Origin of the sequence: Lutibacter sp. A80, from assembly GCF_022429645.1 — a bacterium.
Lineage (GTDB): Bacteria > Bacteroidota > Bacteroidia > Flavobacteriales > Flavobacteriaceae > Lutibacter.
In genome coordinates, this window is record NZ_CP092480.1 from 3853544 (window position 1) to 3867355 (window position 13812).

A 13812-nucleotide genomic window follows, 5' to 3' on the forward strand; every position below is an offset into this window, starting at 1 on the left:
TGTTTCTAAACAATGGGGTTTTAATTAAAATATATAATTTAGAGCACTATGCTAACATAGTTACTGGATTTTCAATATATTGTTTTAGTGTTTGTAAAAAAGCAGCACCAGTAGCTCCATCAACAGTTCTATGGTCACAAGCTAAAGTTACTTTCATTGTGTTTCCAACTACAATTTCACCATTTTTTACAACGGGTTTTTGAATAATTGCACCTACTGATAAAATAGCTGAATTTGGTTGATTTATAATTGAAGTAAATTCTGAAATACCAAACATACCTAAGTTAGATACTGTAAAAGTACTTCCTTCCATTTCTGCAGGAGTTAACTTTTTGTTTTTAGCTTTAATTGCTTTGTCTTTTACTTCAGCTCCAATTTGTGTTAAGCTTTTTTGATCTGTAAAAGGAATTACAGGTACAAGTAAGCCATCTTCAACAGCAACAGCAACACCAACATTTACATGGTGATTAATACGTGTTTTATCGTCGAACCATTGAGAGTTAACTTTAGGATGTTTTTTAAGTGCCATTGCACTTGCTTTTACAACCATATCGTTAAATGAAACTTTAATATCAGGAACTTCATTAATTACTTTACGAGAAGCTATTGCATTATCCATGTTAATTTCTAACATTAAATAGTAATGTGGAGCCGTAAATTTAGATTCTCCTAATCTACGTGCAATAGTTTTACGCATTTGAGAGTTTTTAGTTTCTTCGAAACTTTCTTCACCCATTGCTATAACTGGAGCAGCAGCTGTTGTAGGAGCGGCAGCAGCTACAGGAACGTAATTTTCAATATCTTGTTTTATAATACGTCCATTATCACCTGTACCAACAACATGTGCTAAATTTATTCCTTTTTCTGAAGCAATTTTCTTTGCCAATGGAGAAGCAACAATTTTTCCTGTGTTTACAACAGGTTGTTGTACTGCTTCAACAGTTTTAGGTGCAGCTGCAGTTGGTGTAGTTGTAGCTTTAGGTTTTTCAGCAATTTCTTTTGTTTCAGCAGTAGGAGCAACAGGAGCTTTTTCTGTAGTTGATCCGCTAGTTTTAAAATTAGAAACAACAGCAGTAACATCAGTTCCTGCTTCACCAATAATAGCTAATAAAGAATCAACTGGTGCATTATCACCTTCTTCTAAACCAACATATAATAAGGTTCCTTCATTAAAAGATTCAAATTCCATTGTTGCTTTATCTGTTTCAATTTCAGCAAGAATATCACCTTCTTCAACTTTGTCTCCTACCTTTTTTAGCCAAGTAGCCACAGTTCCGTCAGTCATAGTATCACTCAAACGAGGCATTGTAACAATAGAAATATTGTCTGGAATTACAAAAGAATCATCAGCAGGTTTAGTTTCTATAGGTGCAGCAACTTCTTCTTTAGATGCAGGAGGTGTTGCTTCTTTTGGAGCATCTCCAGATAATAGAGCAGTAATATCTTCACCTTTTTCTCCAATAATAGCGATTAATGAGTCAACTGGTGCAGTTTCACCTTCTTGCAATCCAATATGAAGTAAATAACCTTCGTTAAAAGATTCGAATTCCATAGTTGCTTTGTCAGTTTCAATTTCAGCGAGGATATCTCCTTCCTCAACTTTGTCACCTACTTTTTTCAACCACTGTGCTACAACTCCTTCAGTCATTGTATCACTTAAACGTGGCATTGTTATTATTTCAGCCATTTATTTATGTTTTAAAAAAGGATAATTTTCTTGTTCGTAAACCATATCGTAAAGTTGTTGTGTTTCTGGGAATGGAGATTCTTCAGCAAATTTTTGACATTCCGAAACTTTATCTTTTACTTCTTTGTCCCACTCTTTAATTTCTGCTTCTGTAGCATACTTTTTAGTTTTAATTACATCTAAAACTTGTGTAATTGGGTCAATTTTACGGTATTCGTTTACTTCTTCTTTTGTTCTATAGTGTTGGGCGTCACTCATTGAATGACCTCTATATCTATATGTTTTTATATCTAAAAGAGTTGGTCCGTCACCTCTTCGTGCACGTTCAATAGCCTCTTCCATAGCCTCTGCTACTTTTACAGGGTTCATACCATCAACTGGTCCACAAGGCATTTCGTATCCTAGACCTAGTTTCCATATGTCTTCATGGTTTGCAGTTCTTTCTACTGAAGTACCCATTGCGTAACCATTATTTTCACAAATAAAAACTACAGGAAGTTTCCAGTTTATAGCCATGTTAAAAGTTTCGTGTAAAGAACCTTGACGAGCTGCTCCATCTCCAAAATAAGTTAATGTAACGCCATCTTTTTCATGGTACTTATCAGCAAAAGCTAAACCAGCACCTAATGGAATTTGACCTCCAACAATACCGTGACCACCATAAAAATTATGTTCGGGAGAAAAAATATGCATAGATCCACCCATTCCTTTAGATGTTCCAGTAACTTTTCCTAGTAATTCGGCCATAATTCTTTTAGGATCAACTCCTAAACCAATTGGTTGCACATGGTTACGATAAGCTGTAATAATTTTATCATTTTCTTTCATTACGTGCAATGCACCAGCTAATACTGCTTCCTGACCATTATATAAATGTAGGAAACCTCTAACTTTTTGTTGAATATATAAAGCTGCTAATTTATCTTCAAATTTTCTCCAGAATAGCATGTCTTTATACCAATTGATATAAGTTTCTTTGGTTATTTTTTTCATTTCCGATTGAGATATTATATTTATACCGAGACGCAAAAGTACTATTTTGCTGAATAGAATAAAAATATGTTTAAATATTTTTTAAAATTATGTTTTTTTAATTAAAATCATGTTGTTATAGATCCTCAATTATGCATCTATATAGTCTTCAATAGGGGTACAAGAGCAAATTAAATTTCTATCACCAAAAGCGTCATCAACTCTTCTAACTGAAGGCCAAAATTTATTTTCTTTTACGTACGGTAAAGGAAAAGCTGCATGTTGTCGTGTGTAAGGATAGTTCCATTCATCGGCAGTAAGCATTTCTTGTGTGTGTGGTGAATTTTTAAGTGCAGAATTTGTATCTCCACTTTCCATAGTATCTATTTCGTTTTTGATACTTAGCAATGCATCGCAAAAACGATCTAACTCTGCTTTGTTTTCACTTTCAGTAGGTTCAATCATTAAAGTTCCTGCAACTGGAAAAGATACTGTAGGGGCGTGATAGCCATAATCCATTAATCTTTTTGCAACGTCTGTAACTTCAATTCCTTTTTCTTTAAATTTTCTAAAATCTACAATCATTTCATGTGCTGCAAAACCATTTTCGCCAGTATAAAGTATATTGTATTCTTTTTCTAAACGAGCTTTTACATAATTTGCATTTAAAATAGCGTTTATTGTAGCTTGTTTTAGACCTCCAGTTCCTAACATTTTTATATAGCTATAAGAAATAAGTAATACCAATGCAGAGCCCCAAGGAGCTGAAGATACTGCTGTTGTAGGTAATTCACCTCCTGTAGGTATTATTGGATTTGATGGTAAAAAAGGTGCTAAATGTTCTACAACACATATTGGTCCAACTCCAGGTCCACCGCCTCCATGTGGTATAGCAAAAGTTTTATGTAGATTTAAATGGCAAACATCAGCGCCAATAGTAGCAGGATTTGTTAATCCAACTTGGGCATTCATATTAGCACCATCCATATATACTTGTCCACCATTTTGATGTATGATTTGAGTAATTTCTTTAATAGTGCTTTCAAAAACTCCATGAGTTGAAGGGTAAGTGACCATTAAAGCTGCTAAATTATCTTTATGAAGTTCTGCTTTAGCTCTTAAATCATCTACATCTATATTTCCTTCAGCTGTAGATTTTGTAACAACAACTTTCATACCAGCCATTACTGCAGAAGCAGGGTTTGTTCCGTGTGCAGATGCAGGAATAATACAAATATTTCTATGACTTTCTCCTTTAGATTCGTGATAAGCTTTAATAACTAATAAGCCTGCATATTCTCCCGAAGCACCAGAGTTTGGTTGTAAAGATGTTGCGTAAAAACCTGTAATTTCGTTTAAAGCAATTTCTAAACCTTTTATAACTTCTTGATAGCCTTGTGCTTGTTGAATTGGAACAAAAGGGTGCATAACGCCCCAATTTGGCCAACTTAAAGGTAACATTTCTGTTGCTGCATTTAATTTCATAGTACAAGAACCTAAAGAAATCATAGAGTGATTTAAAGATAAATCTTTACGTTCTAATTTTTTGATATAACGCATTAATTCAGTTTCAGAATGGTAGTTTTCAAAAACGTCATTAATCATAAATTTAGAAGTTCTCGTTAATTTTTGTGGTAAAGAATTTTCTTCAATAGTATTAATTGTTATTTTTTCTTTTCCTTCAGCTTTAGCTAAAATTTCTAAAATTTGGTTTACATCTTCAATAGAAGTAGTTTCATTTATTGAAATACCAATAGATGTGTTTGTTGGATAATAAAAATTGATATAATTTTTTTCTGCAATTTCTTTTACTTTTGAAGCATCTGAAACTTTAACTAGTAATGTGTCAAAAAAGTTAGTATTTAATTGTTTTAAATCTAAATTTGTTAATCCTTTATTTAAAGTAGCAGTTAAATTATGTATTTTGTTAGCAATGTAAGTTAGTCCTTTTGGACCATGGTATACACCATACATGCCGGCCATAACGGCTAAAAGAACTTGAGCTGTACATATATTTGATGTTGCTTTTTCTCGTTTTATATGTTGTTCACGAGTTTGTAAAGCCATACGTAAAGCTCTATTACCGTCTTTATCTTTTGTTATACCAATAATTCTTCCTGGAATTGAACGCTTGTAGGTTTCTTTTGTTGCAAAATAAGCTGCATGAGGCCCACCATATCCCATAGGAATTCCAAAACGTTGAGTGGTACCAACTACAACATCTGCACCCCATTCGCCTGGAGGTGTTAATAAGGTTAAGCTTAATAAATCGGCTGCAGCAACAACTTTAGCATCAACTGTTTTAGCATTTTCTACAAATGAAGTATAATCGAAAACTTCTCCGTTTTTTGCAGGGTATTGTACAATTCCACCGTAGAATTCCTCTGTAAATTCGAATGTAGTATGGTCACCAAATACCAATTCAATTTCTAATGGATTAGATCGGGTTTTTAAAACATCTATTGTTTGAGGTAACACTTCATTAGATACAAAAAATTTAACAGCTTTGGCCTTTTTTTGAGATCTTGATCTTGTGTTTAATAACATTATCATGGCTTCACCAGCTGCGGTTCCTTCATCTAATAAAGATGCATTTGCTAATTTTAGACCAGTAAGTTCACTTACCATAGTTTGGTAGTTTAATAATGCCTCTAAACGACCTTGAGCAATTTCTGCTTGGTAAGGGGTATAAGCAGTATACCAACCTGGGTTTTCTAAAATATTTCTTTGAATAACGCCTGGTAAAATTGTAGGGTGGTATCCTAATCCAATATAATTTTTATATAATTTATTTTTAGTGGCAAGCTCTTGAATATGTGTCATATATTCGTGTTCGCTCATGGCTTTTGGTAAATCAAGATTGTTTGCCAATCTAATATCTGTAGGGACTGTTTTGTCTATTAATTCATCTACTGAAGTTACTCCAATAGTTTTTAGCATATCATTAACCTCGTTTTCACTAGGACCTACGTGTCTTAAAACAAAAGAATCTGTTCTCATTTATGTAAATTATTATATAAAATTAATGCCTCAAAAATACTGAAAATTAATGCTTCAAAATGGTATAATTATCACTTATTTATAATATTTTGTTAACCAATAAATTGGGGATATTAACAAATACTTACATTTGTTTCATGAATTATTTAAAAAAAATATTTGATTTTTATATTTTCAGTAACATTCATGTGGCTTTAGCTGGTTTTTGTATTACTAAAATAAGCTTAATAAATTATGGATATTCAGAGAGTTTAACTCCTTTATTTGTAGCGCTTTCTATTATTTTTTCTTATAATTTTATACGAATGTATGAAATTAAATATGTACGACTTAATTGGTTAAGAAAATGGTTTTTTGAACATAAATTACCTTTGTTAATACTAGCTGTAATTGCTTTTTTGGGTTTGTTTATTATAGTTTTTTATACAAATTTTAATAAACAATCTATTTATATATTATTTCCTTTTTTTTTAATGACATTTTTTTATGTAATCCCAATTTTTAAAATTGGTGAAATTGAAATTTCATTTCGTAATTTTCCAGCTATAAAAATTTTAAGTATCGCAATTGCTTGGGCTGGAATAACAGTTTTATTTCCTTTATTCGAAATAGGGTATGGTTTTACAAATACTGTTTATATAGAATTTTTTCAACGAATATTATTTATAATTGCAATTACAATACCTTTTGATATTAGAGATGTAAAAACTGATTCTAAAACATTAAAAACCTTGCCTCAATTAGTTGGTGTACATAATTCTAAATATATTGGAATTGGATTTTTAATTGTGTTTTTGGGAATTGAATTTTTTAAACAACCAATTTTTAAATCAGAATTAATTGTAACAGTTTGTTTAGCAATTATTACAACGTTATTTTTACTGTTTTCTTCTGAAAATAAATCGAGATATTATACTAGTTTTTGGGTAGAAGCTATACCAATATTTTGGTTATTTTTAATTTACCTATTTTAGACATCTAAAATTAATTTTACCACTTATTATGAATAATAACAATAAATATTTTGAAGTAAATAAAAATACGTGGAATAAAAAGGTAGGTATTCATTTTAAATCTGAATTTTATGATATTGAAGGTTTTAAGAAAGGCAAAACGTCTTTAAATAGTTATGAATTGAATGAAGTAGGTGATGTTAAAGGAAAATCACTATTACATTTACAATGTCATTTTGGGCAAGATACATTAAGTTGGAGTAGGTTAGGAGCTAAGTGTACTGGAATTGATTTATCTAATAAAGGAATTATGCTAGCCAAAAAATTAAATAAAGAATTAGACCTAGATGCTACTTTTATAGAAAGTAATTTATACGATGTTTCTAATAATGTTGAAGGAAAATTTGATATTGTTTTTGCATCTTACGGTGTAATAGGATGGTTGCCAGATTTAAAAACTTGGGGAGAAATAATAGCCAGTAAATTAAAAAAAGATGGGGTGTTTTATTTGGTAGAATTTCACCCTATTGTTTGGATGTATAATTTTTTAGAAACACCTCCAAAGTTGGCTTATTCATATTTAAATAAAAATGTAATTTACGAAGAATATAAAGGTACTTACGCAAACAATAATGCTGATATTATCAGTAAAGAATATGGATGGAATCACGGATTAGGTGACGTTATTACAGCTCTAACAAATGCGGGTTTACATATCGAGTTTTTACACGAATTTGAAAAATCTCCATATAATATTTTTCCAGAAATGGAAGCCACAAATGATGGAATGTTTCTTTTAAAAAAAGAACAACGTATGTTTCCTTTGGTGTATTCCATACGAGCAACAAAACAATAAAAAAAGCTGTCTAAAAATTAGTAATTTCAGACAGCTTTTTTATATAAATTAAACGCTAGTAATTAACCTAGTATTTTTTCGATTTTTTCTTTTTCTTCTTCGGCTAAAGCTCCATCAACTAAAATTCTACCACTGTGTTCATCAGTAATAATTTTTTTACGACTAGCAATTTCAACTTGTCTTTGAGGTGGAATTGTAAAGAAAGAACCTCCAGAAGCTCCTCTTTCAATTGAAACAACAGCCAATCCATTTTTTACAGAAGAACGAATTCTTTTGTAGGCTTTTAATAAGTTATCGTCAATTAATTCAGAATATTCTTTAGATTTTTTAAGTAATAATTCTTCTTCTTTTGCAGTATCTCCCATTATATCGTTTAACTCAGCAGCTTTATGTTTTAATAAATCTTCTTGTTTTGCGATATTCTCTTTTGTTGAAGCAATTACTTGATTTTTTTGTTCAATTTGAGCTTTAAATTCACGAATTCTCTTTTCAGCTAATTCAATTTCTAATTCTTGATATTCAGTTTCTTTACTTAAAGAGTTAAACTCTCTATTGTTACGAACCTTTTTTTGTTGCTCATTATATTTTTTTAACAATGCCTTTGCATCATCAATTATATTTTTTTTAGCAGAAATATCATTCTTTAAATTTAAAATATCTCCATCTAAATTAGAAAGCCTTTTATTTAAACCAACAATTTCATCTTCTAAATCTTCTATTTCTAAAGGTAACTCACCTCTAACATTTTTAATTTCATCAACTCTTGAGTCTATTAATTGTAAGTCGTAAAGTGCTCTTAATTTTTCTTCAACAGTAACTTCTTTATTTTTAGCCATATTATAAGTAATAAATTGGATTTGTGTTTTTTTTCGATAAAATGATTGCAAAATTAGGAAATTTTTTTGTAAGTAGCTCTACTAAAAGATTTTTTGTGAACTGTTCACTCTCATAATGCCCAATATCTGCAATAATTAGTTTGTTTTCTGCTTTATAAAATTCGTGGTATTTTATGTCAGCTGTAATATAAATATCTGCGTTAGCGTTTATGGCATTGTTTATAGCAAAACTTCCAGATCCGCCTAAAACTGCTACTTTTTTAATGGGTTTATTTAATAAAGCAGAGTGTCTAATGCCTTTAGCATTCATCGTTTCTTTTATGAAGTCTAGAAAATCAGCTTCAGATTGTTCTTCGTTGAGTTCTCCAATCATTCCCATACCAATTTCTTGATTTACATTGTCTAAAGCTACAATATCATAAGCAACTTCTTCATAAGGATGTGCTTTAAAAAGTGTTGTTAGTATTTTATGTTCAAGATGTTTCTCAAAAATAACACTAATTAATGTTTCTTTTTCGGTATGTAATTTCTTTTTTTCTCCAATTGTTGGGTTTGAATTTTCATTACCTCTATAAGTACCATAACCTTCGGTATTATAGCTGCAAAAATCATAATTACCAATATTTCCTGCGCCTGTTTTAAAGAGTGCAGACCTAACATCTTCTGCATTTTCTATGGGGGCATATGTTATTAATTTTTTTATCGTGTTTTTTTGAGGAATTAAAATTTTTCTATTTTTTAAACCTAAAACATCACAAATTCTTGCATTAACACCATTAAATGAATTGTCTAAAGCAGTATGCATTGTATAAATAGCTATGTCGTTTTTAATAGCTTTTAAAACAACCCGTTCTACATAATTATTACCATTTATTTTTTTTAAACCTGAAAAAATTATTGGATGAAAGCTAATGATGAGATTGCATTTTTTTTCAATGGCTTCATCAACTATATTTTCTAAAGTGTCTAAGGTAACTAATACGCCAGTAACTTTAGTTGTATAGTTTCCGATTAATAAGCCGACATTATCAAACCCTTCAGCGTAATTTAAGGGTGCAAATTCTTCAATGCAGTTTGTAATATCTTTAATAGTCATATTTTAATGGATAAAGTTTAAACAAAGATAATTTTTACATTATAAAGTTAAAGTTTTAAAGTATAAATATTATAATTTGTTTTGTATTTTCGCCTTCATGAATGTTTTAAGAATAATAGCGTATCCTTTTGCAATCTTGTATGGAATTATTACAAGTATACGTAATTTTTTGTACGATATTAATGTTTTAAAATCTACAAAATTTAAAACACCTACAATTGTTGTTGGAAATTTAAGTGTTGGAGGCACTGGAAAAACACCTCAAATTGAATATTTAATTAGGTTATTGCAAAACAATTATAAAATTGCTGTATTGAGTCGGGGATATAAACGAAAAAGTACTGGTTTTATAATTGCTGATAAAGACGCTACTGCCGAATTAATAGGAGATGAACCGTATCAGTTTTATAAAAAATTTAAAAATATTATAGTTTGTGTAGACGCTAATAGAACTAATGCAATTCAGCAATTAGAACAGTTAGAATCTCCACCAGATGTTATTTTGTTAGATGATGCTTTTCAACATAGAAAAGTTGCTGGAGGTTTCAATATTTTATTAACAGATTTTAATAATTTATATGTAAATGACTCGATGTTACCTACAGGTAATTTACGCGAACATAAATTTGGGGCAAAAAGAGCGCAACTTATTGTTGTAACTAAATGTCCTAAAAATCTTTCAAAAGAGGAACAATTTAAAATAACTAAAAAAATTAATCCAGCTAAAAATCAGCTTGTATTTTTTACTGCAATAGATTATAATTCTAATTTACATGGTGATTCAGAGATAAATATAGACGAATTGCAATATTTTGAAGTTTTATTAGTTACAGGTATTGCAAATCCAACTCCTTTAACCGATTTTTTAAAGGATAGAAGTATTGATTTTAAACATTTAAAATATCCAGATCATTATAATTTTAAGAGTCAGGATATCAGTAAAATAGAAGAGACGTTAAATAGCTTTAAATCAAAAAAGAAATTAGTTTTAACTACAGAAAAAGATTATGTTCGTATCTTTGATAAGGTTAAAAATTTACATTATATAAGTATAAAATCATTTGTTATAAATTATAAAAATGATTTTGATAATAAAATAATAAATTATGTGGAACAAAGTACAGGAAACGGTTGAGTTTTTAAAGAATAAAGAGATAACAACACCAGATTATGGAATAATTTTAGGAACTGGATTAGGTAATTTAGCTGATAAAATTGATGTTGAAGTTAGAATTCCTTATACTGAAATTCCAAATTTCCCAGTATCAACTGTTGAAGGACATTCGGGAGAGTTGATTTTTGGAATTTTAGGAGGAAAAAAAGTAGTAGCTATGAGAGGTCGTTTTCATTATTATGAAGGTTGGACTATGGAGCAAACTATTTTTCCGGTTAGAGTAATGAAATATTTAGGTGTTGAAAAATTAATTGTTTCTAATGCTTCGGGAGGTGTTAATCCAGCTTTTAAAGTAGGAGATATAATGATAATTACAGATCATATTAATTTAATGCCTGAGCATCCATTACATGGTAAAAATGATGTTCGTTTTGGTCCTCGATTTGTTGATATGCACGAGGCTTATAGTAAAAAAATGATTACTAAAATGGAAGAGGTTGCACAAAAAATGGATGTTATAGTGCATAAAGGTATTTATTTAGCATTACAAGGTCCTACATTTGAGACACCTGCAGAATATAAAATGGTGAAAATTTTAGGAGCAGATGCTGTTGGAATGTCTACAGTTCCAGAAGTTATTGTAGCTAAGCATATGGGAATGGAGTGTTTTGGTATTTCAGTAATTACCGATTTAGGAGTAGAAGGGATAGTTGAATCTGTATCTCATGAAGAGGTTCAAGAGGTAGCTAAAGTTTCAGAAAAAATTGTAGGTAAATTGGTCGAAGAATTTGTAAAATTATAATTTGGCATTATTTTAGTAGTTTAGCTTTAAAATATTATTTATGAAGAGAGTTATTTTTTTAATATGTATTAACTTTATGGTTACTGGTTACGCACAAGATAATGTAGCAATGTACACCAATTCAGAAAGTATTTGGGAACAAGATTTCTCAATAGCTGAAAAACTAACAAAGTCTACAGATAAACCTATGATGATTTTTTTTACAGGTTCGGACTGGTGTGGGCCTTGTAAAATGTTAGTTGCAGATGTTTTTGAATCTGAAAAGTTTAAAAATGAATTTAAAGATGAATTTATTCTATATGAAGCTGATACTCCAAGAAATAAAAATTTAATAACAGGTTCTCAAAAAGTAGATAATGATAAGTTAAAGAAAAAGTATAATGTGAATTCTTTTCCAACTATTGTTGTTGTTAATGGTAAAGGAAAGGAAATAGCGAGAAAGAAAAGTTATAATTTAATGAGAGATACAAGTTATCACTTTTTGTTTTTTGAAGAAACACTTAAAAAATATAAATAAAAAAAATCCGCTTAAAAGCGGATTTTTTATTTATAATTATGTCTCGTTCTGAAATAGAGATACACTAAAAGAGTAATGAAAACATCAAAAAAACACTCGATGTGTAAAGCGTACTCAAAAGATTATTCGCTTTTTTTATACTTCACGTAGTAGAAAAAATAGAATAAGGTCAACTCAAAAGACTGGAAGTTTGTCATAAATAAGATATTCAATCTCGGTTCACTGTTACTCAATGGTTAAGGGAATATGGAGCCTTTGATTGGGGAAACCTACCTAAAGAAACCCTGTCGAATCATCCAAACAGAAAATACTAGAATTTGAGGCAAAAGTAAAACTACTTTAAAAGGAGAAATTTAGAGATGAACATCTTGCTGAACGTGCTGATAAGAAATTAACTTTATTTAATGTGCTAGAAGAAAAGAATTAAATATAGCAAAAAGTATAAGGAACTTAGATATAAAGAAGAAACGAATTGAAGATACTATAAAAATATATAATATATGTGAGGGTATTTACCTAATCATATGTTGATACCAATACAAATGAACTTTCAAAACAAACAAAAAAAGCTGAACAATAATTGTTCAGCTTTAATTAATCTTTTAATAATCTGTATAGGCTATTTAAGACTAGACATTAAGAGATTTATTATTGATTAATAACTCTAAATGTAGTTCTTCTGTTAGCTCTGTGTTCTCTTTCAGTACAAGAAACACCATCAGAACATCTGTTAGTTAATTTAGTTTCACCAAAACCATTAGCAGTTAATTGACTTGGGTTAATTCCTTTAGAAATTAAGTAATTAGAAACAGCCATTGCTCTTCTTTCAGATAAATCTTGATTGCTTTCTTTTGTTCCTCTAGAATCTGTGTGAGATTCTAATGCAACTGCTACTCCAGTTCTTAAAACAGGTAATAAACGAGTGTCTATTATATTTTTAGCTTCAGCAGTTAATGTAGCACTTGCTAAATTCCAGTTGATAGGTAAAATACTATTTTCTGTTAATTCACAATCAACTTCTTTCCAAGATGTTAAACCACCTTTTTTAACTAAAACTTCTTTAGTTACAGTTTTATACTCTGCAGGTACAGTAACAACTTTTTCAGTAGCATCACTTACTAATACAACTTTAGATATTGTTTCATATTCAGCAGGAATATCAATAGTTCTTGTAGTTGGAGGAGTTACCATAACAGTTTTTTTAACAACTTTAGTTACTTCAGGAATTTCAATTTTTCTTGTAGTAGGTTGGTTTGCAACAACTGTTTTTTTGTAAGTTTTATTAAATCCAGGAACAGCAGTTCTTTGTGTATGTGCATCTACATCCAATTTAGTTAGAGGAACAGTAGTGTATTCTGCAGGGATTGGTTTGTAACACCAGTATCTACAATCGTTTGGATCGCTAGATTCACAATCAGGAGCTACATCGCTCATTTGCCAAACTGCAGTTGCAGGTTTAATTTCAATTGTTTCAGAATCTGGTTTAAAAGTAGCAGGAATTACGCTTAATTTTGAAGCATCTTCTTTAGCTGTATATGTTAAAGTTTCTGAACCAAAAGTTCCAGGTATTGTTTCTAATTTATAACTAGCTTCTTTAACAACAACTACAACATCTCTAGTTTCGTAAACTGCTGGTACAATTTCTAAACGTTGACTAGCTTCTTTAACAAGAACTCTTTCTGTAACAGTTTTGTATTTAGCAGGAATAGTAGTAATTTTTTTGTAAGCAGCTTTTGTTTCAATAGTTACATCTTCATTTTTCCAAATATCTGGTGTTTTACAACGAACATAGCATTTTCCAGGTTCTGGGTTTGTTGGTAGATCTTGTGCAAATGCAGTTGCTCCAAAAACCAATAAGGTAATAGAAAATAATACTTTTTTCATTTTTTTTAGCATTTAATTAGGTTAATTCTGTTTAGATTTTCTAAACAGTATAATTATGACACAAAACAATTTAATAAGTCACAATCACTAACAAA

Annotated in this window: 11 protein-coding genes; 5 read left to right on the top strand and 6 right to left on the bottom strand. The window is 30.1% G+C overall.

The window, feature by feature from the left end; all coding sequences use genetic code 11:
• Nucleotides 1–46: 46 nt before the first annotated feature.
• From MHL31_RS15910 to gcvP, 3 genes are all read right to left on the bottom strand, one after another.
• Nucleotides 47–1687 carry a pyruvate dehydrogenase complex dihydrolipoamide acetyltransferase gene (locus MHL31_RS15910; protein ID WP_240226978.1) on the bottom strand — a complete coding sequence of 547 codons (1641 nt, stop codon included), beginning with the start codon at nucleotides 1685–1687 and terminating at the stop codon, nucleotides 47–49.
• On the bottom strand, nucleotides 1688–2680 hold the full coding sequence (pdhA, locus tag MHL31_RS15915; RefSeq protein ID WP_240226979.1) for a pyruvate dehydrogenase (acetyl-transferring) E1 component subunit alpha: 993 nt from the start codon (nucleotides 2678–2680) through the stop codon (nucleotides 1688–1690).
• A gap of 129 nt (nucleotides 2681–2809) precedes the next feature.
• On the bottom strand, nucleotides 2810–5659 hold the full coding sequence (gene gcvP, locus MHL31_RS15920; protein ID WP_240226980.1) for an aminomethyl-transferring glycine dehydrogenase: 2850 nt from the start codon (nucleotides 5657–5659) through the stop codon (nucleotides 2810–2812).
• Nucleotides 5660–5796: 137 nt separating this feature from the next.
• On the opposite strand from gcvP, the gene MHL31_RS15925 reads away from it, so the two are divergent.
• Together MHL31_RS15925 and MHL31_RS15930 are read left to right on the top strand one after the other, a co-directional pair.
• Nucleotides 5797–6633 carry a hypothetical protein gene (locus tag MHL31_RS15925; protein ID WP_240226981.1) on the top strand — a complete coding sequence of 279 codons (837 nt, stop codon included), beginning with the start codon at nucleotides 5797–5799 and terminating at the stop codon, nucleotides 6631–6633.
• A 28-nt stretch (nucleotides 6634–6661) separates the two neighbouring features.
• Nucleotides 6662–7468 carry a bifunctional 2-polyprenyl-6-hydroxyphenol methylase/3-demethylubiquinol 3-O-methyltransferase UbiG gene (locus MHL31_RS15930; protein ID WP_240226982.1) on the top strand — a complete coding sequence of 269 codons (807 nt, stop codon included), beginning with the start codon at nucleotides 6662–6664 and terminating at the stop codon, nucleotides 7466–7468.
• 62 nt (nucleotides 7469–7530) lie between these two features.
• Here MHL31_RS15930 and MHL31_RS15935 read toward each other — a convergent pair whose 3' ends face one another.
• The gene (locus MHL31_RS15935) at nucleotides 7531–8304 is read right to left on the bottom strand and encodes a zinc ribbon domain-containing protein (RefSeq protein WP_240226983.1); all 774 of its coding nucleotides are present in this window, start codon (nucleotides 8302–8304) and stop codon (nucleotides 7531–7533) included.
• A 1-nt stretch (nucleotide 8305) separates the two neighbouring features.
• The gene (locus tag MHL31_RS15940) at nucleotides 8306–9400 is read right to left on the bottom strand and encodes a Nif3-like dinuclear metal center hexameric protein (protein ID WP_240226984.1); all 1095 of its coding nucleotides are present in this window, start codon (nucleotides 9398–9400) and stop codon (nucleotides 8306–8308) included.
• Between the two features lie 97 nt (nucleotides 9401–9497).
• Here MHL31_RS15940 and lpxK point away from each other — a divergent pair, with 97 nt between their 5' ends.
• Genes lpxK through MHL31_RS15955 form a run of 3 tightly spaced genes read left to right on the top strand, consistent with a single transcriptional unit; the run spans nucleotide 9498 to nucleotide 11833 of the window.
• Complete coding sequence (gene lpxK / locus MHL31_RS15945; RefSeq protein ID WP_240226985.1) at nucleotides 9498–10535, top strand: tetraacyldisaccharide 4'-kinase; 1038 nt, start codon at nucleotides 9498–9500, stop codon at nucleotides 10533–10535.
• Nucleotides 10507–11316 (top strand): purine-nucleoside phosphorylase, encoded by an 810-nt coding sequence (locus tag MHL31_RS15950; RefSeq protein ID WP_240226986.1) that lies wholly within the window; start codon nucleotides 10507–10509, stop codon nucleotides 11314–11316. The genes lpxK and MHL31_RS15950 overlap by 29 nt, the downstream gene beginning before the upstream one ends.
• A gap of 40 nt (nucleotides 11317–11356) precedes the next feature.
• Entirely contained in the window at nucleotides 11357–11833 is a 477-nt protein-coding gene (locus MHL31_RS15955; RefSeq protein ID WP_240226987.1) for a thioredoxin family protein, read from the top strand.
• A 648-nt stretch (nucleotides 11834–12481) separates the two neighbouring features.
• Here MHL31_RS15955 and MHL31_RS15960 read toward each other — a convergent pair.
• The gene (locus MHL31_RS15960; protein WP_240226988.1) at nucleotides 12482–13717 is read right to left on the bottom strand and encodes an OmpA family protein; all 1236 of its coding nucleotides are present in this window, start codon (nucleotides 13715–13717) and stop codon (nucleotides 12482–12484) included.
• Nucleotides 13718–13812: the final 95 nt, after the last annotated feature.

Bases quoted from the DNA above. Each gene is read 5' to 3' on its own strand.
- MHL31_RS15910 (WP_240226978.1), bottom strand. From the start codon at position 1,687: ATGGCTGAAATAATAACAATGCCACGTTTAAGTGATACAATGACTGAA.
- pdhA (WP_240226979.1), bottom strand. From the start codon at position 2,680: ATGAAAAAAATAACCAAAGAAACTTATATCAATTGGTATAAAGACATG.
- gcvP (WP_240226980.1), bottom strand. From the start codon at position 5,659: ATGAGAACAGATTCTTTTGTTTTAAGACACGTAGGTCCTAGTGAAAAC.
- MHL31_RS15925 (WP_240226981.1), top strand. From the start codon at position 5,797: ATGAATTATTTAAAAAAAATATTTGATTTTTATATTTTCAGTAACATT.
- MHL31_RS15930 (WP_240226982.1), top strand. From the start codon at position 6,662: ATGAATAATAACAATAAATATTTTGAAGTAAATAAAAATACGTGGAAT.
- MHL31_RS15935 (WP_240226983.1), bottom strand. From the start codon at position 8,304: ATGGCTAAAAATAAAGAAGTTACTGTTGAAGAAAAATTAAGAGCACTT.
- MHL31_RS15940 (WP_240226984.1), bottom strand. From the start codon at position 9,400: ATGACTATTAAAGATATTACAAACTGCATTGAAGAATTTGCACCCTTA.
- lpxK (WP_240226985.1), top strand. From the start codon at position 9,498: ATGAATGTTTTAAGAATAATAGCGTATCCTTTTGCAATCTTGTATGGA.
- MHL31_RS15950 (WP_240226986.1), top strand. From the start codon at position 10,507: ATGTGGAACAAAGTACAGGAAACGGTTGAGTTTTTAAAGAATAAAGAG.
- MHL31_RS15955 (WP_240226987.1), top strand. From the start codon at position 11,357: ATGAAGAGAGTTATTTTTTTAATATGTATTAACTTTATGGTTACTGGT.
- MHL31_RS15960 (WP_240226988.1), bottom strand. From the start codon at position 13,717: ATGAAAAAAGTATTATTTTCTATTACCTTATTGGTTTTTGGAGCAACT.